Here is a 26,656-nt window from a genome sequence, read left to right as displayed (position 1 = left end):
GCCATTGCGATCAGGGCGTGCATGTGCCTCACCGTCCAAAAAGGTAAATTCAGAGTGGCGAACGACCCTCTGCTGGTCCCCCAACCTTTTTCCACCACCCGAATGGAAACACGGTCCCGTACGCTGGGTTTCTGTGTGCCTTGTAGTAGTCGACGCTGTTGGGGCACTGAGACTGCTGCTCGTATATCCGACTTGAGCGAAACTTTTCACTTGAACCATTGATAATATGAACTGGCCCCATCGTGTTGTTACAAAGTTGGCCGCCAGTCAGCTTAATCGTATGAATTGGATGCCAGGCAATGAGGACAGAATCTTTCGTCGATGCAGGTTCGTAGCAGCAGTTCTCGCCAATTGGATTCAGAAGGGTCCACGAACCATCACCCGCCTGGCCCGGCGCAGTGGGACCGTCGAACGGCCAGTCATGTACTTCGAACGCATATCCATGACAGTTCTGAGAAATGTCTGCATTCCCCACGGGGGTGTATCCGGCGTATTTCATATCATAGAACGCATTGATCTCGTCCGCAGTGATTTCCGTCCATAGTACGCCGTTGATCACCTTTGGGTTAAGAACATTGCCCATATTATCAAAGATTGCTGGGGTGTAAAGCGGCAATGCCCCTGCGACGACAGTGTATGAGTAGGGCGTGCCGACACAATTCTCCTTGCCTGTATCGCATGCCACCATATTTCCGGTCTGATCCATTCCGTATCGCCGGTGATCGGTCACGAAATTCGCGCCGTCAAGCCGATACAATTGGCGTCCAGATGGCGTGAACTGGCCACCGATGTCAAATGCTACATTCTCACCGAAACTATTCTTCTCCACCGGATCACATGGATCAGCGTTGCAGGGGTTGGCGGCGAAACCGAAGGCGAGTGACACTGTCAGCAGGCACAGAAATTGAACACGGTTTTCGAACATCACTGACTCCTTTGTTGGACTTACGGAAAGTTGGAGATGTCGGACGGTTGAAATCTCCGGATCGGTGACTCGAGATCCGAACGCGGCCTAGCCTAGGGGCGCTGTCTCTGACTCTCTGGCTCTCTGGCTCTCTGGCTCTCTTAAGTATTAAAGCAGACATTTCAATGATTGCAAGCGGTGCGCTGGCTGTGGCTGAAAAACTCGGTATAAGTTTATGAGCCACCGGTGCGTGGTTCAGACGCTTAGGCCGCTCGTCAGGGCGTCTCGTGACTTGCGCCGGAATGAGAGTTCTCTGATGCACAGCACGTCATTCAAGCGAAGGGCTGAATCCCGCCGTTCCGGCATCTCTCTGCTGGAGTTGCTGGTGATACTGGCGATCGTCAGCGTGATTCTCGCCCTGCTGCTCCCGGCAATTGGGACTGCTCGAACTGCTGCCCGAAAAGTGCAGTGTCAGAATAACCTGAAGAATATCGCCATCGCACTGCTGGCGTTCCATGACTCACATCGCCGGTTTCCCGCGTCCGGCTTGTTTCACGATCCGGACGACAGCCCCGGCGAGGCCCGTCACAGTTGGGCGGTGACGATCCTGCCGCATCTTGACCAGGGAAATCTGCATGAACGCTGGACTTTCGACAAGTCATTCTCAGATCCCGTGAACGAGCCCCTGGCGGCGACGCGAGTTCCAGTTTTCCTGTGCCCGATTGACATTTCGCGCAGCAGGAAGCCGCACGGGGATCTGAGCTACGCCGTCAACGGGGGCTGGGGTTTCACAACGAAGACTGGCACCGGTGTCCGCGACTGCCCGATTGACTGGCAGCGAAGATTCCCGGACCTGAACGGCGACGGGCAGGTGTGCAGCGGCGATGACGCTGTGGACGACCTGGATCGCGGCATTCTGAAGAAGTCAGGGATGTACTTTCCGGAGAACTCGAATCCCGGAGGAACCGTGCGGCATCATTCTCTGAACATGATTCGCGACGGCGCGTCACAGACATTTCTGGTCGGTGAAAACGTCCGGACGGGCTTCGATCCGAAGTCCTCATCCGGCAATTTCGCAAACCCGTCTCCGCTGCTGACGACATTCTTTGTCGGAATCCCCTGTCCGGCTGCCCGGTGTTCCGACGGCAGCGTGAATCACGAACTGTCGAATGCGGCGGAGAACGCGATCAACAGCGGACTTTGGGCTGCCGAAGGCTCGTCACCTGTCCCGAATTCGTTTCATGAAGGCGGCGTTAACATGGCATACGCCGACGGGCGTGTTTCGTTTCTGAACGAATCGATTGACGGCGGAGTCTATGCGGCTCTGGCAAGTCCTCAGGGAACGGATCTGGACGACACTCCGCTGCGGCAATCCGTTGTGAGTGATTTGCGTTAAAAGTCACCGACGACTTCTCGTCCTGCGAGAGTGCTAAGGGCCTGAAATGTCGCGATGTCAACGTGGTCGGCGATGAAGTAAACAGCCCCGTCGCACATCAGGAAATTCGCTCCACCGGAATGCGGACTCCCGAAGTCACCCTGATTCGGCCCGGACGTGCAGGTTCCTGTCCCGGGGTCCGCCCATCTGTGAAGGGCGACGGACTCACCCAGCATCAGTGTCGTACTTTCGCCGTCGTACACGTCTTCCAGCGGCGCTTCGTAGGCAAAGAGTTCGGCGGAGCCTTTGTAATTTGAACGTCCCGCTGTTTCCTCAAGGACCGCCGGGCACTCGAATACCGGCAGTCTTGTGCTGACCAGCGACTGGTCAACCGCGGGCCCGTCGCGCGAGGTTCGATTTGGGGCAAGCTCGTTGAAGAGCGAAGCCTGGTGAAGCTGCGGCAGAATGAACGCTCCATAGCCCCAGCCGTCCTTTCCATCCTGCGCTGGCTCTACCACACATCTCGAATTATGGCAATCTGGGTGAAACGGGGATACCGCAGATACCCCCGTGTGATTACCCAAGCTAGCCAATATGACGAAAAGTGACTTGTGTGGTACAGCAAGCCGGCTTCGCCAGGAGGATGATGAATCCTGCTCCATGTTCGATGGTATCTTTTCAGTCGACACTCGCCTAAATGTGTGTCGCCGGTGGAGAAAATCAACGCCGTTTAACTCAGCGGGGCAGTGGATGCGGTTCAGCGATCGGGCCTTCCGGACCATGCACGGCATTGGAATACTGCAGCTGCACGGGCACCGTTCCGCTTCCATCCGCCAGCGGCACTTCCAGGACAACCATGCTCAGTTGGCGGGCTTCGTCCAGCGGGTAATCGCCGCATTCTTCGCCGCGATCGGACGTCCAGCCGAGGTATCGTTCCGAACCGATGTCGTACGGGTTGCGGATGGCGTCTTCCACATCCGGATCCGTTCGAGCTTCATTCAATTCGTGATACAGCGTTGCAACGACGTTCTTCCAGCTTTCCTGAAAGACCGGAATGCCGTTCATGGATCCGTCGGCACGGCGTTCCGAATAGACATCGACGGAGTAGTAGACCGTGCTGCCGCCCTTATGAATGCTGCCGTGATAACCGCCAAGTCCGGATGTCGAATCACCTTCCTCAGCCTTTGGAATCACGGGTGACGATTCCACGTCTTCGGCGGAAGCGACAATAACGTTCGCGGCGGATCTCGTCGCGCGCGCGCTCCGTCCGGCTCGCGCTGCGGTGGACCGGCGTTCGGGTGCGTCATTCAGCACCGTTCCCGGCGGAAGCAGCAGGTTGAACACCGTCGACGACAGGTCGTACTGACTCAGATACCCGCGATCGTAAAGGTACGACATGCAGTATTCGACGTCGCCCTGAGTCATCACGGAAGGCACGTAACCGACCAGCGGATGTGACGGCAGTTCCGTGCTGGTGATTTCGGCGTTGTTGAAATACTGACGCATGACATTGTTCAGATACCGATCTGACATGGCCGCGGCGATGGCGTGGTCGATGGAATCGATATCGCTTTTCTGCCAGGCGTCGTCGCCGCCAACATAAAGGTTCACAAAGGACAGATGCGGAATGATGCGACCACCGCGATACCGCAGATCTTCCGACGGCGTGGACGGCGCTCCGGTGACTCGTTCCGTGTAGGTTGGCATGCGTCCGGGAAGCCCGGCGGAAGAATGGTGATCACGCGCCGCGCGCGATCCGCCTCGAACCGTGGAACGCATCGGATGGCCGTGCCGTCGTCCCGTCGATTGAGCAGCCAGCGATCCCGCCGTGGTTTGTCCTACGGAACGGGCTGCCGTTCCACTGCGTGGCGGCAGCGGCCACGGCGCCCAGTATTCGCCGGGATCGGCAGGCGTCGTCGGAGTCTCCGGTTTCGTCGGAGACCCCACGATAACCGGAGGCTCTGCCGGAGTGTCCGGAGCGGGCGACACCGGTGATGTCGGTTCCACAGGATTCGAAATCGGAACAACCGGCGACGAAGGCAGTGTCGGCGGAAGTGTACCGGGAGGAATGTATCCAACAATCGGCGGCTCACCTCCCGGACCGTTGACCGGAACTACCGGGATCGGTCCCGGTCCCCAGAAAACCGGGTAACCATTCCCCGTGCTGCCCACCGGCGGGCCATAGTAGCCGGGCCCATAGTATCCCGGGCCATAGTAGCCGGGTCCTGACATGCAGCATCCCGCCAGTGCCAGTGCACAGACAAGCAAAGTCCAGACAGGAAGCGAGATGAATCGGCGCATGAAGGGCCTTATTCGAAAGAAAAACAGTGGGCTGGCAGACAGATTTTTCCGGGCACGAACCGCAGGGTGTCGTCTGGCGAAATTCAGGCCGACCCGCGTCCATCGCTTCTGCGATTCAGAGGTGCGGACGATTCTCCGGCTACGATGGCAGCACGGGACTGCGGTCGATTCGGTGTGTCCGGCACGTAACAGGAAAACAGGCGGATGCCAAAAACGAGATGCGAGGAGTTCAGGACAGATAGGTGAGGAGAGAAATTGAGAGACGCGGCTAATTACCGGATCGCAGCAATACCGTCGAGAGGACATTTCTGCTGAAAATCGCGCAAATTGGCAATTCCGGCAGTTTTGCTTGACGGCGTTGACGTCGTTCTCTGCCGAGCGCCGTCAGGATCGGCGAAAGCTGCCGATCGAGCCGTGTCGCTGATTCCTGGGCAGGCTTCGCGAATGCCGCCGACACTGTGGTTTCCCGGGATGTTGTGAATTCGCGGTCGAGCGAACGCGACCTGTCCGACGGGAGTCCTCTTCGGTTGGCGACGAAGTCGTCCACCGTCGAATTCGGAATCTGCGGATCCAGCGCAGTCCGGGACGTCCGCGCGATCCTGTCCTGCCCCGAGGATCAGCGCCTGAACGGAAGTCGGTTCGTGACCACCCCGTCGCGCCGGAGAATCAAGCGGCGTGGAAACTCATTGAGGCGCCGAGGTGTTCGACGCGGCTTTGTCGTTTCAGAGGTGCTTTTTTCAGCCGTCGAACAGGTCGTGATCGCTGCTCAATATCGGGGCAGGGAAACGTCAATTTCCATCGCCCATTGATCGATGCCGCCAGCCATGCTGAACGCTTTCTGAAACCCCTGTTGCCGGAGCCACATGGCAACACGCAGACTGCGTCCGCCGTGGTGGCAGTAGACGACGATTTCCGCAGCTTTGTGTTCTTCCAGTTCAGAGACTCGCCCGTGAATTTCGCTCATCGGCAGCAGCACGGCCCCATCGATTGCGACCCGGTCGAACTCGGCCTGTTCACGGCAGTCCAGCAGCAGGAAGACGTCGCCCGCGTCGCGCTTCGCTTTGACAGTCCCGCAGTCCACTTCCATAATCGCTGTTCCTGTTCGTTGCCGTCAGCCCGTGCCAGGGGATCCTGAATGAAAGTCGCAGTCACCGGTGCTACCGGATTCTTGGGCCACTATATCGTGAACAAGATGCACGAAGTTGGCAACTCGTGCCGCTGCTGGTACCGCTCGGAAAGTGACTGCTATGAACCGGGCGACGGCGGTATGGATGTCACCTGGGTCCGCGGCGAACTTGGCGACGAACGTTCGTGTGTGGCTCTGCTGGAAGGCTGCGACGCGGTCGTCCACTCCGGCCTGCATCGTACCGGTGACACGTTTCGCGGCGGCGAAGGCGACATCACGGAGTTCGTGCAGAAAAACGTTGTCGGTTCGGTGCAGCTCATCGAGGCGGCTCGCAGACTGCACGTTCGCCGGTTCGTCTTCATTTCCACGTGCGCGGTTCACGAAAAGATTCTCGACGACCGGCCGCTCGACGAAACTCATCCGCTGTGGATGACGACTCACTATGGAGCCTACAAGGCCGCGATTGAGCAGTTCGTTCACAGCTATGGTTTTGGCGCCGGCTACACGATTTGCGCGCTGCGGCCAACCGGCATTTACGGACTGCATCATGTGCCGTCCCGCAGCAAGTGGTACGATCTGGTGCGGCGCGTGGCCGCCGGGGAAACCGTCGAATGCCACCGCGGCGGAAAGGAGGTACATGCGGCGGATGTCGCGGAGGCCGTGGATATCCTGCTGCATGCCGACGCCGTCGCCGGAGAAGTCTTCAGTTGCTACGACCGATATATCTCCGACTGCGAAGTCGCCGAGCTGGCAAAGGAAATCTCCGGCAGCGACGCAGTGATCAACGGTGAATGTCCGGTGCCCCGGCATCAGATTGTCAGCGACAAGATCAAGGGTCTGGGAATGCAGTTCGGCGGCGACCGACTGCTGAGACACACCGTCGAACAGCTTGTCGCGGCTGCCGAAGGGTCATGATCGCCTGAGGCTTCGAACCGGAACGATCGGCCGTTTCACTGGATATCACCGTGCTGCGGCATCAGTCAGCAAACGGTGACGACGGAGCTTCGGATGATTCGCCAAGCTTTTCGCGCCACTTCGCCAGATCCTCCGACAACCGCGGAGCGATGCTGATACCGACATCCCGCTTTGTCAGGAATACGACTCCGTCGATCAGCGAAACTTCCCGAAGCGTCTTTGTCAGATCAGTACCGCTTCGTTTTTCGGCGATCGTCTCCACGCTGACCTTTTCGGACTTTTTGAACAACAGTCGCAGAACGGCCGCGCACGCGTTGATATCGATCTGCCGGACCTGCTCAATGCGCCCGTACATGTACCAGGCGGTCCAGATCAGCCGCGGAACCAGCATCAGCAGGCCGAAGATTCTTTCAGGCCATGACTGGTCAGACTCCAGACTGCCCATCGCAAACGTCCAGGCAGCGGACATGGTGGGAGCAACGCGCACCGTGATGGAACCGTCCGGCGTGTTCGCTTCGAATTCACCATCGCGGAGTTTCCCCGGAGCGGTCAGAAACGTGAAAACTCCCATTCCGCCGAACAGTCCGAGGATCACCATGGCGCCGGTCGTCCGGCCGTATCCGAACGAAACCAGCCAGTAGAGAATTCCTCCCTGAACAACAAACGCCAGCAGTCCCAGCACCGCCATCGCGGCGCTGGCACCGATCGTCAGCTTCTGCTGCGTTTCGATTTTTTTTACCAGCCAGTTGCGAAAGTCTTCTTTGGTCATTGTCCGTCCTCGACGGGAAACCGAATAGTGACGGTTGTCCCCTGGCCCGCTCGGCTGTGCAGGCTGAGTTCCGCCCGCATCGTGTTACACAGGTGCTTGACAATCGCCAGTCCCAGTCCGGTGCCACCTCGTTCGCGATTCCGATCCCGTTCCACGCGATAGAACCGCTCGAACACACGGCGACGGTGCTTCTCCGGGATGCCGACGCCGTTGTCCTGAACGCGAATAACGCCGGCGTGAGTTTCCGCGGAAAGTTCCAGTGTGACCTGCCCGCCTTCCGGAGTGTACTTGATTCCGTTGTCGACCAGGTTACTCAGCACGGTCCGCAGTGCCTGGTAGTCGGCAAGCACATACATTTCCGCTTCGCCGGTCATTGAAAGCTGAATGGATCGGGCTTCGGCGACGGGCTTCAGTGACTGAATGACCTGTGCACCGATTTCATGCACCGCAACAGGCTCCCTGTTGAATGCCTGCTCCCCGGACTCCACACGAGCAAGCTGCAGCATTCCCAGAATCAACTGCAGCAGTCGCTCCGACTGTTCCTCAATCTGCCTGAGGAACCGGAGGGCCGCGTCCCGGTCATCGATGGCACCGTCCAGCAGAGTTTCCGTGCAGGCCTGAATCACGGTCAACGGCGTCTTGAGTTCGTGGGACACGCCGCTGACAAAATCGCGTCGCATCGATTCCAGCCGGCGAATTTCCGACACGTCGTGGAAAACCAGCACCGCGCCGGTCGCTCCTTCGCCGCGAATCGGAGCCGCCACCAGAGAAAGCTGCTGCCCGCCGCGCGGCAGCTTGAATTCCAATGTCGTCGGCTCTTCGGCAAGAATCGCTTCCCGAACCGTGTCCTGCACGTGAGGACTGCGGATTGCTTCGTAGATGAAACGCCCTTCCACTTCGGAAGGCTCAAGTCCCATTAGTTTTCCGGCCACGTCGTTGGCGAACAGGATGCGTTCGCTGGTGTCCACCGCGACAACGCCTTCCACCATCGACTGCAGAACCGTGGAAAGTCGAGTCGCCAGTGCTCGAACCTGCGTTTCCGACTTCTGCAGCTCCGCCAGTTTGTTGCGCCGGTCGGACTCAACGTTCCTGAGCGACCTGGCGATCTGGCCGAATTCGTCCGGCCGGTCGCTGAGCCGCAACAGCAGATCGCTTCGCCGGTCCTGGGAAGATTCTGACATGGTCATCGCCGACATCAGCGAACGCAGCGGTCCCACAAACGTCGACGCGACAAACGCCAGGCACGCGGTTCCGCAAAGCCACGCTACAACGGCCGCTCGCCCCGCGGAATTCACCACCGCTTCAGACGCTTCCAGTCTGTCGGCAACATCTGATTGCAGCACAACCACCGCTACATCGGACGCCGCAGATTCGACGGACGCTGCACTTACAACGACGGTCGGTCTGCCGGCCAGCCAGATGGTCACTGCGCGTTCGTGGCGAGTGCTGCGCACAAGCGAACCAAGCGTCGCGCTGCTCAGCGCGTCACCGCCGTGCGTCGCGGCAACGATCGTCCCGGCATCGTCCAGCAGAACCAGCGATTGATTCCGGCTGCCCAGCAGCGGCTCCCAGTCCCCTGCGATCGAAGCGAGTGAGGCGCCGCCGGACAGACTTTCGCAGATCGCCTGCAGAACTCGGCGGTTCTCCGCTTCCAGTTCATGTCTGCCGTGAGCACGCAGTCGCTCCGTCAGTGTGATCAGCAAGCCGCCGAGCGCAAGCGTCGACAACAGGACATAGATCCCGATGATCCGCCAGAACAGTCGTGATTTCAGCCAGTTCAAAACGTTCTCTTCGCGCCTCAGACAGATCACGGTCAGGCAAATCTTGCGCCTCCGGAATTGCCGCAAGAATAACTGTCGCCGAAGTCTGTGAACACCGCATGAAGGCCGACGGCATGGTGTCGGTACCAGTTCTCGCCCGCCTTCAAATGGTCGCCACGAACCAGAACAAACGAGCGCGGCGGTTGCCGGGCAGCCGTTGCGTCTGACCGACGAACTGCGAGCGCGAATGCTGTCACCGGTCAATCGGGCCTGGCGAAATCGTCCGAGGCGGCTGGTGTACCGCTGCAATCGCCCGAACACCGGAAGGGCGAACGCCGGACGGGCCATCCGCACGGGGACCAACCCGGTTCACGCGGAAGCCGGGGAGCCCGATGTCAGGGGGCGCAATGTCAGGGAGCCAGTCGCTGAATGGACCAGGTTGCGTCTTCCGCCGGCTCATACACGAACCGATCATGCAGACGGTCGTCGCCGGCCTGCCAGAATTCGAATCGTCGCGGGACAATTCGATATCCGCCCCAAAACGAAGGCAGCGGAATCTTCCCTTCCTGGAACTTCTGCCGAATCTCAGCCAGCTTCGCTTCCAGGATCGACCGCGAAGAAATCGCCGTGCTCTGTGCCGAACACCAGGCTCCCAACTGGCTGCCTCGGGGGCGCGTCGCGAAATACCGCAGCGATTCCGCGGAAGATACCTTCTGAACGGCTCCTTCGATTCGAATCTGCCGCTGCAGAGGGGGCCAGTAGAACAGTACGGCGACCTGAGGATTCTCGTTGATCTCACGAGCCTTGCGGCTGCCGTAATTGGTGAAGAACACGAATCCCTGTTCGTCCCAGTACTTCAGCAGCACCGTTCGCAGAGACGGCGCGGCCTGCGAAGTTGCCGTCGCAAGGCTCATCGCATTGGGTTCATGCAGCCCGGCATCGTTTGCCGCCTGAAACCACGCTTCGAACTGCCGAAACGGGCTGGCGTCAAGGTCCTGTCGCTTCAATGTCATACAAAAGGATTCCATGCACCTCAAAAGTTATTCTCCCGGAATGATAGCCGAGCACTTCGAAGTGCAAAGCACCACAACCACCAGGGATTCGATATCGCCGGGTCGCAATCGCAGGCGAGCAGCGCGACGTGAGTTCGCTTTCAGGGTCGGCTGAGCATCGTGACAACGCATTCCCCGCCGTGTAACCTGCCATTACGTCCGCTCTGGACCGTTGACGGGTTCCTCTGGATACACAACGACTCACGAAGCCGCAACGGCAACGCTCGATCCATCCGCCAGCGTCCCTGCCACCGGATCGATCGCAGTTCATCGTGCGACATACCGCACTTCGCCTTCATGCAGACTCACAGGAACAATCGAAAATGAAACGAGTCACCGGCATCGGTGGAATCTTCTTCGCAGCGAAGGATCCAAAAGCGATGCAAGCCTGGTACAAGCGGCACCTTGGAATTGACGTGCAGGATTGGGGCGGCGCCACGTTCCGATGGCAGGATTCGGAAGGTAATCCGACATCCGGAACCACCGTATGGTCCATTGGACCGGCGGACGGCGAATGTCTGTCGCAGAGCGCAGCACCGTTTGTGATCAACTACCGCGTTGCTGATGTGCGGTCGCTGCTGGCCGTTCTGAAGGAAGAAGGCTGCACCGTTCTGGAGAAATTCGAAGAATCTGAGTTTGGGAAATTCGGCTGGGTCATTGATCCGGAGGGCAACAAGGTAGAACTCTGGGAACCGCCTGCCGGATGGTAGCGGGCGGCACGGGTTTGAGTTCGTCCTGCGAATGAATCGGTTGCAGAGACTCTGCGATGCCCCCATTCACCCGACAAAATCTTTTTTCGGAAATCCTGGCGGGTTCTGCGCCGGAATCCTGAGTGACAGACAGACACAGCGACATTCGATGGCTTCCGGCGACGTCCGCCGGGGCGCATGCCGCTGCGACAGTCCATCCACAAAGGATTCCCGACGATGCCTCGAACTGACCTGACCGACATCACATTCGTCCTGGATCGATCCGGATCCATGGGTTTCATCAAGGCCGCGACGATTGAAGCCTTCAACGGGTTTCTGTCGTCGCAGTGTTCCGGTGACGGTATCGCGGAACTGTCGCTGGTGCAGTTCGACGATCAGTACGAACCGATGTACGCCGGACGCAACGTCAACAAGGCTCCGAAGCTGACAGACCGCACGTATCAGCCTCGCGGATCCACGGCGCTGCTGGACGCGATGGGCCGGACAATCGTCGCGACCGGGCAGCGGTTGAGCCGGCTGCGGGAACACAAACGGCCGGGGACCGTGATCTTCGTCACGCTGACTGACGGCTTCGAAAACGCCAGCCGCGAATTCACGCTTCACCGAATTAACGAAATGATTCGCGAACAGCGGGAAAAGTACTCCTGGCAATTCATCTTCCTTGGGGCGAATCAGGATGCCATCGCAACCGCGGCACAGATGGGCGTCGGAGCCGATCAGGCCATGACGTTTGCCGCGTCCACGACCGGAACGATGGGGTGTTTCCAGGCACTGGGCGGAAAACTGAACCGCGTCCGCAAAGCTCGAGGGCAGGGGATCATGGACGAAGTCATGGCGTTCGACTCCGCCGACAGAGCCGCTGCGGCAGGACGGGACGACCAGCAGACTCCCGACTCTGAACCGCGCGAAAGCGAACACTGAGCAGCCGCCCGGCGTCTGTATCCGGCAACCACCGGTCAGCTTCCCGTCAGCAGCTTTCCGACGATCACGGCGACGATTGCCGTCGTGATCACGACCACGATGGCAAGCACTGACGGAGTTCGCCGCGACCTGGGCGAACTGCTGGCCCAGACACCTTCGTCCGCCGACTTTTTGGCACGGCTCGGCGCGTCGACGGAACGTTCGCTTGACGTCGTCGAAGGAATCCCCGCACTCGGCGTTTCCGGTGAATCGCTCGCAGGCGTCGTGACGCCGAGCCGTTTCTGTACGTCCACGGCGACGTGTTTTCGGAGCCGCGGGATGCCTTCGGCAGCGAGTTCGTCGTCGGCCGGCGATTCGGGTTCCGGCGGCATCTGGTCGGTCTGAACGTCGGCAGTCAGGGTCGTGCGCGACTGCGTGTCGTCCCGGAAACTCGGGGCGTTGGCATTGGAGTCGGAGTCAGCGGACAGTAGCCGGAACGCGATCAGGACATTCTCGATATGAATCAAGTCACCATCTTTCAGGCGGGTTTGTCCGTTGATCGCTTTCCCGTTTAGAAACGTTCCCTGGCGGCTCTGCATGTCACCGACGAACCACTCCCCGTTGTTCCGGATCAGTTGAGTGTGAAATCTGGAGAGGAAATGCGTCGACAACGGAACGTCGCAGTTAGGGTGACGTCCGATGGTGATACAGTCCTTTGTCAGCGTGAACACTTTTCCCTGATTGGATCCGGACATGATTTCCAGTCGGGCTTCGGAAGTCACGCAGCGAGGTTTGCGGACACGATCAAGTTTGCGGCTGACTCGTGCCGGCCTGCCGGTCGGAGCCGGTTTGGCGAGCGCGGGCACGATGCGAATCTTTTGAAACCCCAGAGCCAGCAGTTCGGCGGGCGGCAATGAACGCACGGGATCGGCCGGAAACGGTTCCTCCCAATACAGCGATCGAATGAATTCCGGCCGATTCAGCCCAAGTGCAAAACGCCAGCGTTCCTCAATGCCCGGAGAATTCATGGAATGATTCGACCAGTAGAGCTGAAACACGTCAGCCGAGTGAATTTGCCGCCGTTCTTCATCATCCAGTCGGACGGCGCCGCGATAATGATTGAGCGTCAGGCAGGAATCGCGCATGGCTGAAGCGTAATCGCGAAACTGTTCCGCGATCGCGGAATCTTCCGCCGCGACGCAGGCGTAGATTCTCCGAAACCGATACGCCGAATTGCGCGAAGACAAATCGCTGTCGCTGTTGTCGTCCGTGTGCCGACTGACGCGAGTCACCAGATTGACCTCCGCAATCAGGATGTCTCCCAGGAACACAGACATGTGTCCCCGAGCCGTCTGACCATCCAGCGCCGCATCAGCGCGAAACCGGAATTCTTCCCGGTGGACTGATTCCAGCCATCGGAACGTGCGCGACGGAGGATTGAATTCCAGCCCTTCGCCGCTCGGCACGAACGTCAGTTCTCCGCCGTGAGGAATGGGCTGGCCGGCATCGGAAGTCAATGCCTGGAAATTTTCTGCCCGCGGTCCCAGCACCTGTTCTGCCTGCCGACGAACTTCTTCCAGCGGCTCAATTGCGTCGGATGCGGCGTCCGGCGGAAGTTCGGACAGGTGCGCGAACGCCAGCATTGGTTCCCATCTTCCGGGCGGAATGGCCTTTGGCCGGTACACGCTGAACTGTGCGTTCTCATGCAGGACCAGCGGGCCGGCACCCGTTTCCAGGCCGGACGGTGGGTCGTCTGTCGCGTCAGCGTCGGCTCCGAGTTTCAGACATTGCAGACAGTCTTCTAATCGCTCGGCGAACTCGGCAGCGGACGCGGGGCGATCGGCGGGAGCATCCGCCATCGCGTCCGTGATCAGGTCGACAATCTCGTCGCTCAGGTTCGGCACGAATTCTCTGGCGGGCGTGTAGCTGCCGCTGGACTTCCGGATCATCTGAGCGATCGCGTCGGTGACGTCTTCAAACGGCGCGTGACCGGTAACCAGAGCGTAAAGCGTCGCTCCCAGCGAATAGACATCACCGGCGACGGTCGACGGCTGGCCAAGAAGCCTTTCCGGGGCGAGCCACAACGAACTGATTGGCCCCCATCCCATCAGCGTCTGGTTATCACCGAAGGCCAGTTCAGTGCTGAAGCGAACGTCCGCCAGAATCGGCTGACCGGATCCCGTCAGGATGATGTTCTGCGGTCTCAGGTCCCGGTAGAAAACTCCGACTTCGTGGATTTGGTGCAGAACTTCCGCGATGGGTTGCAGGATCTCGGCCGCGCGCTGCTCACTGAACGCTCCGTCGCGCTGAAGTCGCTGAGACGCGCTTTCGCCGTCCACGAAACTCACGACCAGGTATTCCGTGTCGTCGATTGTCCCGGCATCGATAAACTCCGCCAGGCACGGATGGCGCACTCGTGTGGCCAGCAGAACTTCCTGGCGAAAATGAGACCGCCTTAGCTGTTCGGTGCGCCAATCGGGGGGCAGTTGCTTCAGCAGCACCTGTCTGCCGTCGGCAGCGACCGCTCGATGAATCATCCGCGTTGCGTCCGAATCAATGCGTTCCAGCAGTCGATACGGACCGAACATCTGCCGCGTCTGCGCATCGGCAGCCGGCTTTCGCCATGCGTGTTTCACGGGCTGCTGATCGGCCTCGACCGGAAGTCTGCCGGATAGCCAGGCATCGAGAGCCTCCGCAAGTTTCTGCGCCGAAGACGGCCGCTCGTCCGGGGACTTTGCCAGACAGCGGTTGCAGATGTCGGCCAGGCCGTCGGGAGTTTCCGGCCGCAGTGTCCGCACGTCGGGAGTCGGTTCGGCGCTGCCCAGCGCGTGCAGCGTTTCGCCAAGGGACATTCCGGAATACGGCCCGCGACCGGTCAGCGTGGCAAACAGGATGGCTCCCAGACCGTACACGTCGGTCCGTTCCGTCACCGCGCCGAACCGCCGGTGAGCCTGTTCCGGAGCCATGTAGGCCGGTGTCCCCATGACCTGTTCGGTCAGCGTCAATTCATCGGCATCGCGCAGATCCCTGGCCAGACCAAAATCCGTAACGACGGGACCCCGCAGCCGATCCCACAGGATATTTTGCGGCTTCAGGTCGCGATGGATCACGCCCGATTGATGAGCGTGGGCGACGGCGTCCGCAATCTGGCTGACCGTTTCCGCAGCCTGACGAAAGTCGAACGGCTTGTCGAGAATCTGACTGGCGAGATCCGGACCTTCGACGTATTCCATCACCAGAAACAGACCGCCTGCATTCGATCGGCCGATCCCGTGGATGATCACGACGTGAGGATGATGGATCTGCGCGATCGTGCGAGCCTCTCGGACGAACCGCCGCACGCTTTCCGGACTATCCGTCGCCGCGGCGTTCAGTTGTTTGATGGCCACGGGACGACTGAGGCTCTTCTGGCGAGCCAGCAACACTTCGCCCTGTCCGCCCTTTCCAAGCCGACGCTGGATCTCAAAATCGGTCATCTCCAGTGGCGCCAGCGGCGCGTCTGCCGCACCGGATTCGTTAGCCGCTTCGTCGTTCGGATTCGGAAGCCGTGTCGCCGCTGCCGAATTCAGTTCTTCCAGCCGCGTCGTGTCGGTTGCGTTGAACTGCGAATCGAACTGCAACCGCCACGCTCTCAGGTGTTCCGCGTGTTGTGGAAACCGCGCGGCATAGTGATCCCAGTCGGCCGGAATTCCGCCGGAGTCGCGGTGTTCGCATTCGGCCAGAACCAGTTCGCGCAGCAGCGGAACTTCATATTCAGCATTGTCCCGAATGACGTCTTCAATCCGGGGAGCCTCGCCGCGCCGCAGCGCCTGTTCAAAATCGTGAGCGATGCGGTCAATTTGGCGTTCGTCCTGCAACGGCCGGTTGTCAGAATGGTCATGCATGGCCGCCACCGCCGATTCGCAGAAGACACGATTGAGGGACCTCCAGTTTAATGTCCGCTGACGAAACTATCACGCATTGGATCGTACGACTAAAGCAGGGTGACCAGGCGGCGGCCGAACAACTCTGGAACCGATATTTCCAGCGGCTTGTGGGACTTGCCCGCGTGCGGCTGCGCGGCGCGATCAGCCGCGCCGCCGACGAGGAAGACGTTGCTCTGAGCGCGTTCCACAGCATGTGTCGCGGAGCGGAACGGGGCCATTTTCCAAAGCTGCAGGATCGCGGCAGTCTGTGGCCGCTGCTGGTCGTCCTGACGGTTCGGAAAGCCTGCAATCTGATCGCTTACGAACGGCGTGAAAAACGCGGCGGCGGGCGTGTGTTGTCAGAAGCCGATATTCAGGCCGACGCCGACGGAGCCGCGGCGCTTGACCGATTCCTGAACGAAGATCCCGGGCCCGATGTCCTGGCGATGCTGAACGAACAGTGCCGGATGCTGCTCGAACAACTGGATACGGAACAGCGCGCGATCGCATTGGCGAAGCTGGAAGGCCGGACCAACCGGGAAATCGCCGCGGAACGCGACTGCGGGCTGCGAACCGTCGAACGCCGTATCGAACTGATTCGCAAAATCTGGCAACAGCACATCGATACGGCGGAAGAGTAACGCGGTGCCTCAACCGGGCAGGACACCGCGTGTCGGTACCGAAAATCTCGCGACGAATGCGCGTCCGCAGCCATTCGCGCAGAAAAAAAGGCCTCCGCGAATCCGGAAAGGAATCCGCGGAGGCCTGTCAGGCTGAGATCGATCGTCGCTACTGCGGCGGTCAGAACGCATCACCGACGACGACGTCCAGGCCGACGTCAGCCAGTTCCTGAAGCACCGCATCCAGCATACTGTCGAGATTCGGAAGCGTGTCACGCTCAAAGGCGGAAATCTTCGGCGTCTTTGCGAATGAGTTTCCGGGCTGCATTGCAACGCCGTCGGACAGCGCGCCGCCATTCGCCGTCAGGTTGCCGCCGAAGGAGTTGTTGCCGTCCACGGCCAGCGAGTCCTGACCGCCGTCCATCAGCAGCGTCGCGTTGTCCTGGTAGGTGGAGCCTCCAATCAGCACCAGGTCGTTTCCTGCGCCAGTCGTCAGGAGTGAGGTTCCCGCGACCAGGACATTGTCGACTCCCACGGTGTCGTTTCCGCCGTCTGTCGCAACCGACACCCGGCCGTTCACCTGTGAATTGCGCACACCGACGATGTCGTCGCCGGCACCGGATCGATAAATCAGGTTGTCACGCACCAGCAGACCGTCGGCCAGCAGGTAATTGTTGCCGCCGTCCAGGTTCACGTTCAGATCATTTCCGATCTGAATGCCCTGCAGCACAACGGCATCGTTGCCGGAACGCAGACTGATTCGCAGATCATCCGGGATTGACGTCCAGCCGTTCAGCACCTGCGGAAACGGGCTTCCGTTGACTGTGGTTCGTCCCAGTCCCTCAATCGTGACATAACCATTGCCGTTCAGGTAGATGATGACGCCGTTGTGGCCGGAGTCTCCTGTCAGAATCACGTCGCCGCGCGAGATTTCCAGGCTGATGTTGCCCGTGCCGGGGAACATGATCGCATCCTGAATCGGAATCAGCCGGTTCCCGAAGTCGACATCTTCGACGATCTGTCCCGGACCGACAGTCACTTCCAGCCCGGACGGATCCGGGGCGTCGTACAGCAGCGACGGATCGGCATGGAACGCCGGTGACAATTCGGCGATCAGGCTGCCTGACAGACGGTTGCGCGGACTTCCATTCCACTTAAAGACGTTGCCGTCCGGAGTGATATAGACCCATCCGTTGCGGCCCAGCAGCCAGCGTTCGTTCAGCCCGCCGTAGTTTTCGAACAGGTTGCCTGTGAACCGCAGTTGTTCGGCCTGGTCCAGGTCGTAGGCTTCACGGCTGTCCTGATTGAACGGAGCCGTCTGTTCCCAGCCATCCTGAACGATTTCGGAAACGGTGTAGGTTCCCGGAGCGACGTCGTTAAACCAGTACAAGCCGCTTTCCGTCGCGGATTCGATCGTGCCGTTGTTGTTCAGATCCTGGTCCATCGTCACCTGTTCGTCGACAACATTGCCGTCGGCGTCCAGCAGTTGAATCGTCCAGCCGTTCAGCCAGGCTTCGCCGGCGTCATGGACGCCGTTGCCGTTCATGTCGTCAAATTTGCGACCGTGAATCGATCCGGGCTGGCCTTCGTTGAAGTTGCCGAAATCGAAGTTGTTGATTTCGGTACCGGCGGTGACGACAACTGTGGCACTTTCGGTCGCCGGCCGCGCGTCGGTCAGCAGTGACGTGTCGGCGTGGTACGTCGCATCCAACTGAGCGACGGAAATCCCGGTCAGGGCGATCGCCGGACTGCCGTTCCACTGAAACAGCTCGCCGGTCGGCGAGATGTAGTACCACTGACTGGAACCGAAGAACCACTTTTCGTTCAGACCGCCCCAGTTCTGGAAGTTGTTGCCCGTGGCGACGAAGTCAAACTGAGTGTCCAGTTCAAACGCCAGAATCTCCAGTTCCGACGATGGCGTTGTCTGACGCCAGCCGTCCTGGACCACTTCCTGAAGTGTGTAAGTTCCCGGCAGCACGCTGTTGAACCAGTACCACCCCGTTTCCGTGGCGGGATCGATGGTGCCGTTATTGTCCAGGTCCTGATCCATCGTCACCTGTTCGTCAACGACGTTTCCGTTGGAGTCAACAAGCTGAATTGTCCAGCCGTTCAGCCACGGTTCGTTGGTGTCGCGAGATCCGTTGGCATTCAGGTCGTTGAACTTGCGGCCGTGGATGGAGCCGGTCTCCGGCGGCAGGTCGTCGTCGTTGATCGTGCCGATACCCTGAGCATCCGCGATTGTGGCGTTCACGGGCGAAGTCAGGTTGACGTTGAACCGTTCCGTATCCGCTTCATCCAGAGTGTCGTCGATGATCGGCACCGTGACCGTGGCGGTGGTCATTCCGGCGGCGATCGTCGCCGTTCCGCTGGTGGCCGTGTAGTCCTGACCCGCCGTCGCAGTCCCGTTGGCCGTCGCGAAGTTCACCGAAACATTGGTGGCGGAAACCGCCGACAGCGTGATTGTGAACACGGCATTGCCGGCTGATTCGTCGACGGTAACGTTGTTGATGGCCAGCGTCGGAAGTGTGTCGTCGTCGACGATGGTGCCAACCCCCAGAGCATCCGCGATGGTGGCGTTCACCGGATTCGTCAGATTGACGTTGAATGTCTCCGACGGTTCCACGGCAGGATTGTTCAAAATCGGCACGGAAATCGTCGTGGTGGTCATGCCCGCCGTGATCGTGGCGGTTCCGCTGGTCGCGGTGTAGTCCTGACCCGCGGTGGCCGTCCCGTTGGCTGTTGCGAAGCCCACAGTCACCGTCTGGCTGCTGGCCGCCGAAAGCGTGACGGTGAATACGGCAGTGCCCGCGTTTTCGTCGACGGTGACGTCATTGATGGACAGGGTTGGCGGAACATCGTTGTCATTGATTGTGCCCGTCGCCTGCCCCGTCGCAATCGTGGCGTTTGTCGGGGTTGTCAGGTTGACCAGGAACGTTTCCGCAGCCCCGGCTTCGACATCTGTGTCGTCGATCGTCGCAATACTGATGTTCTGAGTCAGCGTGGTCGTATTCGCGGCGAACGTCAGCGTCTGATTTGTGCGAGCCGTGTAGTCCTGACCGGCAGTGGCTGTTCCGTCGGCCGTTGAAAACATCACCGTCACGGCAGACGTCGGACTGGCGCTGAGCGTCACGGTGAAGACCGACGCCGCGCCTTCCGTGACCGGAGTGGCGTTAGCGATGGAGATCGTCGGCAGTGGCGCCACGGCTTCACTGATGACCACGGATGTGATCGGGTCGACCGTGTGACCAACGCCGCCCGGTGACGCAGTGAAGTTGACGGTAGAGGATCCATTCAGATTCGCCGTCTGGAAGTTTGCGGTCAGCAGACTGAATGGCTGAGTCGTCGCCGCCGGCGGCCACGATTGAGTCAGGTCGAACCATGTCGCGACCACCACCATATCGGTGGTGGCGTCGCCGTCTTCGTTTCCTGTATCCGGCTGAACGTCAACTCCCAGACTGCTGCTGGCAAAAACGTTTGTGGCGTTGGCGGTGTTGAATCCCAGTTCCGTGGAATCAAAGTGCATCCGCAGAGTCAGACCGCCCGTGACGCCGTCGGACTGATAGTTCAGGTCGAACGTCGCCGGATCACCCTTCGTCACGGACACGGCAGTCATCGACGGTGTGATCGTTTGTACGGCCAGCAGAGCTCGGTCTTCGAGCGACTCAATGACCGGCCGCGACGTCATTCGATTGTGGCCACGGCGACGCGAACTGGTCCGCCCGGTGAGATTTCGACGTTTCAGTGAACGGAGCCAGGAATACAGGAGCATAACGCAGCCTTTCTGAACTGTGCAAAGTGCCCGGATGCGCCAGTCTTGCCAGTCTGTCGATTCGAGTCAACCATGAACGGCGCGCTATTCAAGCGACAAGACGGTTTCGTCGAAGCGGTATTCGAGGCCGACGCTGGCCGGGGTACAGCAGGATGAATCCGGCGGCCGTCCTGCCCGTCCGAAATACGGTTTCGGGCATTCTGCCCTGATCAGAATTGGCAAGTAGCGTCATGCGGCTTGCAAAACAAGAAAACCAGCTTCAGCGAAGCGGGCGATCGTCCGTCAGTCTTCAAACGCGGCAAGCCACGAATCGTGACCGGAGACCTGGCCACACTTTGCTGCGGATTTTCGGTTATCTGGCCGCCAGCAGGTCGTCGAAGTCAGAGAACGCCGAATCCAGCAGTGGCGAGCCAAACAGGTCGTCGCTGACGGTCGGAACAACCGGTCCCGGAATCATGGTGTTGCCGCTGAACTCGCCGGATGGCTGATCGACACGTGACGAAGGCGAGCCGCCGCCGACGTCACTTCCGCCCGCAGAAACCAGCGTCACCGACGGAGCGGCATCGCTGGAAAACAAGGTGGCTCCCGAGGACGGTGCTGCCGGCGCGGAAAACGCGGCGGCTGGCTGCGACGGTGCCACGATGGTTGCGGGCGGATTGTAGGTGTTCAGGAAAGCCAGGATCGCCGCTGCGGTTGTTCGAGTCGCGCCGGAACCGACGGCGTTCCGAATCAGCGGTGTTCCGGTAAAGCCGACCATATAGCGGGCGATCAGAATTCCGTCGGTGAAGACGTCGTGAGTCCCGTTGCCATCCACGTCCAGCATCACGGCTCCGGGACCGTTCAAAAACGCGGAAATATCGGCGGCCGCCGGTCGGGAAGCGCCGGCGGCGACGGCATTCCGGACAAGATTCGCCCCGGTGAATCCAACCATATGACGGGCAATCAGAATTCCGTCGGTGAAAATGTCCAGGGTGCCGCCGCTGAGATCGATGTCCAGAGTCGGCGTCGTGCCGGTTCCGTCGGTGTTTGTAATCGTGATCGGAATGATGGCGGACGTGTTATTGAATTCGTTGCTTTCCGTCACCGCGCCGAAGTCATCCACGGCCATGACCAGGTAATAGGTGCCGTCACCCTTCGACCAGATGGGATCTCCTCCGGCCGGCAGCGGAAGGCCGGTGGAACGAACTCCCGTCTTTGTGTTATTGCCCGCCAGCGATGTTGTGTTGGCCGTTGTCAGCAGCACGGACATGGGCGTGATGCCCTGCTCGTCGCTGAGGTAGAACATTGTGCCGAACGCTCCTGCGGCTCCCTGCCCGGTGTTGATAACTTCCCATGACGCGGTGATTGTCGTGCCGGCGACTCCCGACGCCGGAGGCGTGAAACTCTGCGGCTGCAGGTCCGGCAATGGTCCGGAATTGACGTTCACCATCAGCGGTGCGGCGACTTCGTTATTGGCGTCGCCGGGATCGGATTCCGGAACCGCATCGGCCCGGTCGATGAACATCACGATGTAATAGGTCCCTTCGGTCGGCTGGTCCCAGATCGGACTGTCCGACGGAGGCAGCGTGTAGACTTCTGTTTTGACGCCGTTTGAGGCTCCGGCATTCAGCGCGGGAACACTGCGCGTCCGGAAGGGCGTGTCTCCCGGACCGGAAAACGGGCTGCCGGTCAGGAAGAACTCGACATTCGTGGCAACCGAACGCGCGACGCCGTCATTGCTGACTTCCCAGGTGAAACTCAGGTCCGTACCGGCGTCGACGGGGCTGGTCGGAAGCATCAGAACTCCCGTCAGATCCGCGAACGAATTGCCGGTGTTCGTCACCGACAGCGAATCCGACGCCAGATTGTTCGTCTCATCGGATTCCGGAACCACCAGTTGAGAATCGACGTTCATCAGAATGAAGTAGGTGGTATTCCCGGTCCAGAACGAGTTCCCCGAAGCTGGCAGCGGCAGCGATGTCGTGCGACTGACAGTCGCACCGGCGCCAATTGTGTTTACGCGCTGAATTCCCAGAGACACGTCGCTGGCATCCAGCTTGTCGTCCAGGCTCACCAGAAACTCAACGTCGAACGGGCCTTCGTTTCCCGTGCCGGCGAATGTGACCGTCCAGTCGGCGTTAATGGATCCGCCCGCGGCTCCCGTTGCCGGCACTGTCAGCGTGCCGGTCAGATCGCCCGTGGCGTTCCCGGTACCCGTCACGTTGACAGTGGCGTCGAGCGTGTTGTTGTCTTCATTCGCTTCGTCGATGACACTGAATGCGTCCGCCCAGATCAGCAGAAAATACTGCTTATCGCCGCTCCAGAAGGGATCCTGGGCGTCCGGCAAAGTTACGGAGATCGTCCGGGTTCCGGTCGTTCCGCTTGTGGCCGCCAGCCCGGCAACGGTGTCGGAACCAAGTACCGCGTCGTCCGGCCCTCCCGCCACCAGGTCAGTGCTGAGATAGAACTCGACGCCGAATGCTCCCGCCGCGTCGGCTCCTGAGTTTCGGACCGCCCATTGAATGTCGATCGTCTGACCGGGTGTCGCCGCAGCGACCGACTGAAGCTGTGTGGGCACAAGATCCGCCGCCAGCAGCAGCCGGGATTCCAGACAATCAATGTCACTTCGAATGGAAGTACGTCGACCGGAAAAGCGACGCGATTTCGGACGAACACCGGCAAGAGACCCCAGAAACTTCCTCATACTTCACTGTTCCTGTCCATGATGACGTGTTTGCGGAACTCAAGAGCCGGGCTGGCTCCGGATGAGCACACCGAAGCGCCGTCCGTCGACTTCGTCCCGCCGGTGCCTGTCACGTTTCGAGCCTGTCTCGGTTCGTGGCAACGCAGGGCATCCACCCAGGCGATAATTCGGACCTGACGTGGAATACCTGCCTATTCTAACCAGATTGCGCTAATCCTGGGGAGATACGCAAGCCTATGAAGGGCTGAGGTTCCTGGAAATTTCTATCTCGGTAAACGGGATCGTGTTCAGCCCAGACGAACACAGGGGCGCCGTCTAACACGTTTCCGTCCGGTCGCTCTTCGATTCGGATTCCAATCAGGCGCACGCGGCATTGCTTCCGAGAGCCTGCCGAATCGCGCGCCCCGCTGCCTCCGCGTACGCCCCGACTGCTTCGCAGCGCGAGAAGGCTCTTTCGTCCCTTTTTTGCTATGGTTTCAGCCGCCGACGGCTCAGCTGCAAAGCAAATCCGCACACAGTCCGACGAAAGTGACGCAATGCCCTTCATCAGTCTCGACGAGATCAACGTGATCGAACCCGTGCCCGGTTGTCGCATGAGGACGCCGTTTGGCGAAAACCTCATGCTGTCGTATCTCGAAATGGACGATGGAGCGGAAATTCCGCTGCACAATCATCCGCACGAACAGGGTGGCATTCTGCTAAAGGGAAGAATGCAGCTGACTATCGGCGACGAAACTCGAACAGTCGAAGCCGGTTCGCTGTATCTGATTCCTCCCAACGTTCCGCATCGCGCGGTTGCGGTGGACGGTCCGGCCGTGGTGCTGGACGTGTTCACTCCCGTTCGCGAAGACTACGCGGAACTCGTGAACAGATACATCCCGGACCGCGGCGACGGCTGACCGGTGAGTGACAAGCCAGGCCTGTCGAACCCACGAAACGTCTCTCGTCGCCCTGCCGCCACTGAGTCCGCCGTTACTGTTTTTGGAATCGATCCGCAGCATGCGGGTCAGAAGCCCCGTCGACTCGGCGGCGCGACCGGGGTTCCGGTCCTTCTGCAGAACTGAGCTTCACGAACTGCTTTTCGGTTCATTTGGGAATTGGCGGCGGTGATCCAAATGCGTCTCAGGCCCGGCGGGCCGACATGCCGTTAGCCGGCGGCGTGAGCCACCGGTCAGGCGCTGCAGGTGCGAAGGTGCCGGCTACCGGAGCCAGCCGGCTCCGGCAAGTGGACGCTCGGCGACTCCCGGATTCCCCGGAAGGGCGGTTCTTTTGCGTTCTTCGTGAAATTCGGTCGTTTTCGAGAGACTGGCAATCCGTTGTGGTGTTGACATGATACGGCGGCGGAGCCTTTCACCACGGTCAGCGTACGCACGCGCTGGTCCGGGAGAAGGGTCAGGGATTCTGTTTCTGGAAGACCGGGCGGTAACATCGTGAACACAGCAACGCGATATCGCCTGACGTCAACGTCCGCCGCCACATTTCTCCTCTTTTGTCCGGTTTCCGCAGTCATCTGCTTTGCTGGTGACAACACGGAATCCCGTCCGCCGTCGGTTCACTGACACGGTTATACTGTACGGACACGGTCGTACTGCGAAATCCAGACGGTGAAGCATTCCGGCGGCAGCACTCAAATCCCAAGTCACGCAATCATCGCACAGTCACGCAACCGTTGCACAGCCACGCAATTCCGGAGAAGACCATGAGACCTCTGCTTCCTGCGTTCATCATCCTGCTGGCTGTGACGACCACGCCGGCGTCGGCATTCGCGCAGGAAGCAACACGTCCCGCGCGGCGAGATCCGCAGCCTCAGGTGCGGTATCCGCTCGGACCGGATTCGCTGCCTCAGGATGGAGTTCCAAAAGGAACGCTGGAAGGTCCGTTTCTGTTCCGCAGCGACATCATCGCGAACACCGTTCGCAGGTATTGGGTCTACGTTCCCGCTCAGTACCGGCCGAATGACGCTGCCTGCGTTCTGGTGTTTCAGGACGGCGCACGAGCAATCAATCCCGAGGGAGTTCTGCGGGTTCCTCAGGTTCTGGAAAACCTGATCGCCAGGAAGCAGATTCCGGTCACGATCGGCATCTTCGTGACTCCTGGCCAGCGGGGCGATGAGTTTCCCGACAGCATCGGCACCGGCAATCCCGACAACCGCGACCGTGAATACGACGTTCTGACCGACGACTACGCGCGCATGCTGATTGACGAACTGCTGCCGGAAGTCGGAAAGAAATACAACCTGACCAAAGATCCGGCCGGCCGCGCCATTGGGGGAGCCAGCAGCGGAGGCATCTGCGCGTTCACCGTGGCGTGGGAACGACCCGATCAGTTCCGCAACGTCATCAGCCTGATCGGAAGCTTCACCAACATTCACGGCGGCCACGTCTACCCGGATCTTGTGATGGAAGCCGACAGGAAAGCCATTCGCATCTTTCTGCAGGACGGCGTCAACGATCTGCGAAATCCGGGCGATCCGAACCGGGACTGGCATATTCAAAACCAAAAGATGGTCGCCGCTCTGAAGGAACAGAGCTACGACATGGCTCACGTGTTCGGCGAAGGCGGGCATTCCGACGATCACGGAGGAGCCATGCTGCCGCAGATGCTGCGCTGGATCTGGCGCGACTATCCCGGCGTCGAACCGTCGGCCGCCGACCCTGTGGCCGAAGCGGCCGCCATTCGGCCGGAAACCACAGAACTGTTTCCCGGATTCGACCCGGCAGCCAGCGTCGATCCGACCGGCGAATACACCTGGACCGCGCGCCGCGGAAACAATGCCGTTGTCACCACGATCTCGCTGCAGCGCACCGGCGGCCAGCTCAGCGGAACCTACACGTCTCAGCGCGGCGATGATCCGCCGGAAACCAGCGACCTGATCGATCCGGTCATGGAAGGCAACAAGCTGACCTTCGACGCGAAAAGCAGTTTCCGAAACCGTGACTTCGTTTCGACGTACCAGGGAATCGTGACGCCGTCCGGAATCGCCGGCTGGCGGATGATGGACTTCGGCGGCCAGGCCCGCGATTCCTCCTGGACCGCCGAACGCGTCAGCACATTCGGACTGCTGAAGCCCACCAGCAATCCGGATTCCTGGCAATTCGAACTGACCGAAAACGGCCAGGGTTCGATGGAAGCCGACGGCGATGCGATCGTGTTTCACACAACGGCACTGTCGGAGGAAAACTGGCACGTGCAGGCATACCAAGCCGGCATCGACCTGAAAGACGGCGCGACTTATGAACTGACGTTTTCCGCGAAGTCGCCGGATAACTCTGCGGTGCTTGCGATGGGGATTATCAACGAAGCCGACTGGCACGGCATCGGCCTGAATCAGGAAGAGAACCTCACCCGCGAGTTCCGCGAGTACTCCATCACCTTCACAGCCAGCGACGTCGTCGAGAAAAACAACCGCATCGGCTTCGTGCTCGGCCTGGCCAAGGGAACCGTGTTTGTCCGGAACATGTCGCTGACCGAAAAGCGACGGTAGGCGCAACTCCCCGCCAGGTGCGAAAAATCAGCGGGGTGGCCGGCATTGCATTTGATTCGGCTGCTGGAACTCGACGCGTTTCCTCGGGTGAGGCTTTGCCCGATGTCATGGACGCAACTCAGCGACCGCCGCCAGTTCACCAAGCAGAGTTCCGGCCGTTACATGTTGTGAACGGATGTCCGAAACCGGTTCGACGAAGTACTTCGCGACAAGTTTCGTGAACTCTTCACGGGAGGCGGCTGGGAATCGACTGACCTCACCGACTGGCTGAGCCAGCAGTTTTCAACGCTGGATTTCGAATAGATGGCTCATCCGGAAAATGGGGGTGTTGAGTCAACAGCGTTTCAGGCCCGGCGGGCCGACACAACCTCTGCCGGTGGCGT

17 protein-coding genes are annotated in these 26,656 nt (G+C 59.9%); 7 read left to right on the top strand and 10 right to left on the bottom strand.

Annotation, left to right across the window (positions count from 1 at the left end; all coding sequences use genetic code 11):
* Nucleotides 1-49 precede the first annotated feature (49 nt).
* Entirely contained in the window at nt 50-925 is an 876-nt protein-coding gene (locus R3C19_23180) for a hypothetical protein (GenBank protein MEZ6063261.1), read from the bottom strand.
* 295 nt (nt 926-1,220) lie between these two features.
* Between R3C19_23180 and R3C19_23175 the strand changes: the two genes are divergently transcribed.
* A complete protein-coding gene (locus tag R3C19_23175) occupies nt 1,221-2,300 on the top strand; it encodes a DUF1559 domain-containing protein (GenBank protein ID MEZ6063260.1) in 1,080 nt (359 codons plus the stop codon).
* On the opposite strand, the gene R3C19_23170 is transcribed toward R3C19_23175, so the two are convergent.
* The 3 genes from R3C19_23170 to R3C19_23160 all read right to left on the bottom strand — a co-directional run bounded on the left by R3C19_23170 (nt 2,297) and on the right by R3C19_23160 (nt 5,667).
* A complete protein-coding gene (locus tag R3C19_23170) occupies nt 2,297-2,797 on the bottom strand; it encodes a DUF1559 domain-containing protein (GenBank protein ID MEZ6063259.1) in 501 nt (166 codons plus the stop codon). The genes R3C19_23175 and R3C19_23170 overlap by 4 nt on opposite strands.
* Nucleotides 2,798-3,014: 217 nt before the next feature.
* A complete protein-coding gene (locus R3C19_23165) occupies nt 3,015-4,580 on the bottom strand; it encodes a hypothetical protein (protein ID MEZ6063258.1) in 1,566 nt (521 codons plus the stop codon).
* A 766-nt stretch (nt 4,581-5,346) separates the two neighbouring features.
* Entirely contained in the window at nt 5,347-5,667 is a 321-nt protein-coding gene (locus R3C19_23160; protein ID MEZ6063257.1) for a rhodanese-like domain-containing protein, read from the bottom strand.
* A gap of 48 nt (nt 5,668-5,715) precedes the next feature.
* On the opposite strand from R3C19_23160, the gene R3C19_23155 reads away from it, so the two are divergent.
* Nucleotides 5,716-6,621 carry an NAD(P)-dependent oxidoreductase gene (locus R3C19_23155; GenBank protein ID MEZ6063256.1) on the top strand — a complete coding sequence of 302 codons (906 nt, stop codon included), beginning with the start codon at nt 5,716-5,718 and terminating at the stop codon, nt 6,619-6,621.
* A gap of 61 nt (nt 6,622-6,682) precedes the next feature.
* Here R3C19_23155 and R3C19_23150 read toward each other — a convergent pair whose 3' ends face one another.
* The 3 genes from R3C19_23150 to pdxH form a co-directional block, all read right to left on the bottom strand.
* Nucleotides 6,683-7,390: a hypothetical protein gene (locus R3C19_23150; GenBank protein ID MEZ6063255.1), complete on the bottom strand. Its 708-nt coding sequence runs from the start codon at nt 7,388-7,390 to the stop codon at nt 6,683-6,685.
* A complete protein-coding gene (locus R3C19_23145) occupies nt 7,387-9,171 on the bottom strand; it encodes an ATP-binding protein (GenBank protein ID MEZ6063254.1) in 1,785 nt (594 codons plus the stop codon). The genes R3C19_23150 and R3C19_23145 overlap by 4 nt, the downstream gene beginning before the upstream one ends.
* Before the next feature lie 389 nt (nt 9,172-9,560).
* Nucleotides 9,561-10,163, bottom strand: coding sequence for a pyridoxamine 5'-phosphate oxidase (gene pdxH / locus R3C19_23140; protein ID MEZ6063253.1), 603 nt, complete (start codon nt 10,161-10,163; stop codon nt 9,561-9,563).
* Nucleotides 10,164-10,525: 362 nt separating this feature from the next.
* Here pdxH and R3C19_23135 point away from each other — a divergent pair, with 362 nt between their 5' ends.
* Entirely contained in the window at nt 10,526-10,912 is a 387-nt protein-coding gene (locus R3C19_23135; GenBank protein ID MEZ6063252.1) for a VOC family protein, read from the top strand.
* A gap of 216 nt (nt 10,913-11,128) precedes the next feature.
* On the top strand, nt 11,129-11,833 hold the full coding sequence (locus R3C19_23130) for a vWA domain-containing protein (GenBank protein ID MEZ6063251.1): 705 nt from the start codon (nt 11,129-11,131) through the stop codon (nt 11,831-11,833).
* Nucleotides 11,834-11,868: 35 nt separating this feature from the next.
* On the opposite strand, the gene R3C19_23125 is transcribed toward R3C19_23130, so the two are convergent.
* A complete protein-coding gene (locus R3C19_23125; GenBank protein ID MEZ6063250.1) occupies nt 11,869-15,696 on the bottom strand; it encodes a protein kinase in 3,828 nt (1,275 codons plus the stop codon).
* 50 nt (nt 15,697-15,746) lie between these two features.
* Here R3C19_23125 and R3C19_23120 point away from each other — a divergent pair, with 50 nt between their 5' ends.
* Nucleotides 15,747-16,358, top strand: coding sequence for an ECF-type sigma factor (locus tag R3C19_23120; protein ID MEZ6063249.1), 612 nt, complete (start codon nt 15,747-15,749; stop codon nt 16,356-16,358).
* Nucleotides 16,359-16,518: 160 nt separating this feature from the next.
* Here R3C19_23120 and R3C19_23115 read toward each other — a convergent pair whose 3' ends face one another.
* Together R3C19_23115 and R3C19_23110 are read right to left on the bottom strand one after the other, a co-directional pair.
* A complete protein-coding gene (locus tag R3C19_23115) occupies nt 16,519-20,022 on the bottom strand; it encodes a Calx-beta domain-containing protein (protein MEZ6063248.1) in 3,504 nt (1,167 codons plus the stop codon).
* Nucleotides 20,023-20,458: 436 nt separating this feature from the next.
* On the bottom strand, nt 20,459-22,789 hold the full coding sequence (locus tag R3C19_23110) for a CARDB domain-containing protein (protein MEZ6063247.1): 2,331 nt from the start codon (nt 22,787-22,789) through the stop codon (nt 20,459-20,461).
* A 536-nt stretch (nt 22,790-23,325) separates the two neighbouring features.
* Between R3C19_23110 and R3C19_23105 the strand changes: the two genes are divergently transcribed.
* Nucleotides 23,326-23,688 (top strand): cupin domain-containing protein, encoded by a 363-nt coding sequence (locus R3C19_23105; GenBank protein ID MEZ6063246.1) that lies wholly within the window; start codon nt 23,326-23,328, stop codon nt 23,686-23,688.
* Between the two features lie 800 nt (nt 23,689-24,488).
* Complete coding sequence (locus R3C19_23100) at nt 24,489-26,273, top strand: alpha/beta hydrolase-fold protein (protein MEZ6063245.1); 1,785 nt, start codon at nt 24,489-24,491, stop codon at nt 26,271-26,273.
* The last annotated feature ends 383 nt before the right edge of the window (nt 26,274-26,656 follow it).

The organism is Planctomycetaceae bacterium (genome assembly GCA_041398785.1).
Lineage (GTDB): Bacteria > Planctomycetota > Planctomycetia > Planctomycetales > Planctomycetaceae > JAWKUA01.
The sequence above is the reverse complement of the archived record's forward strand: the minus strand, read 5'-3'. Positions and strand labels throughout refer to the sequence as shown.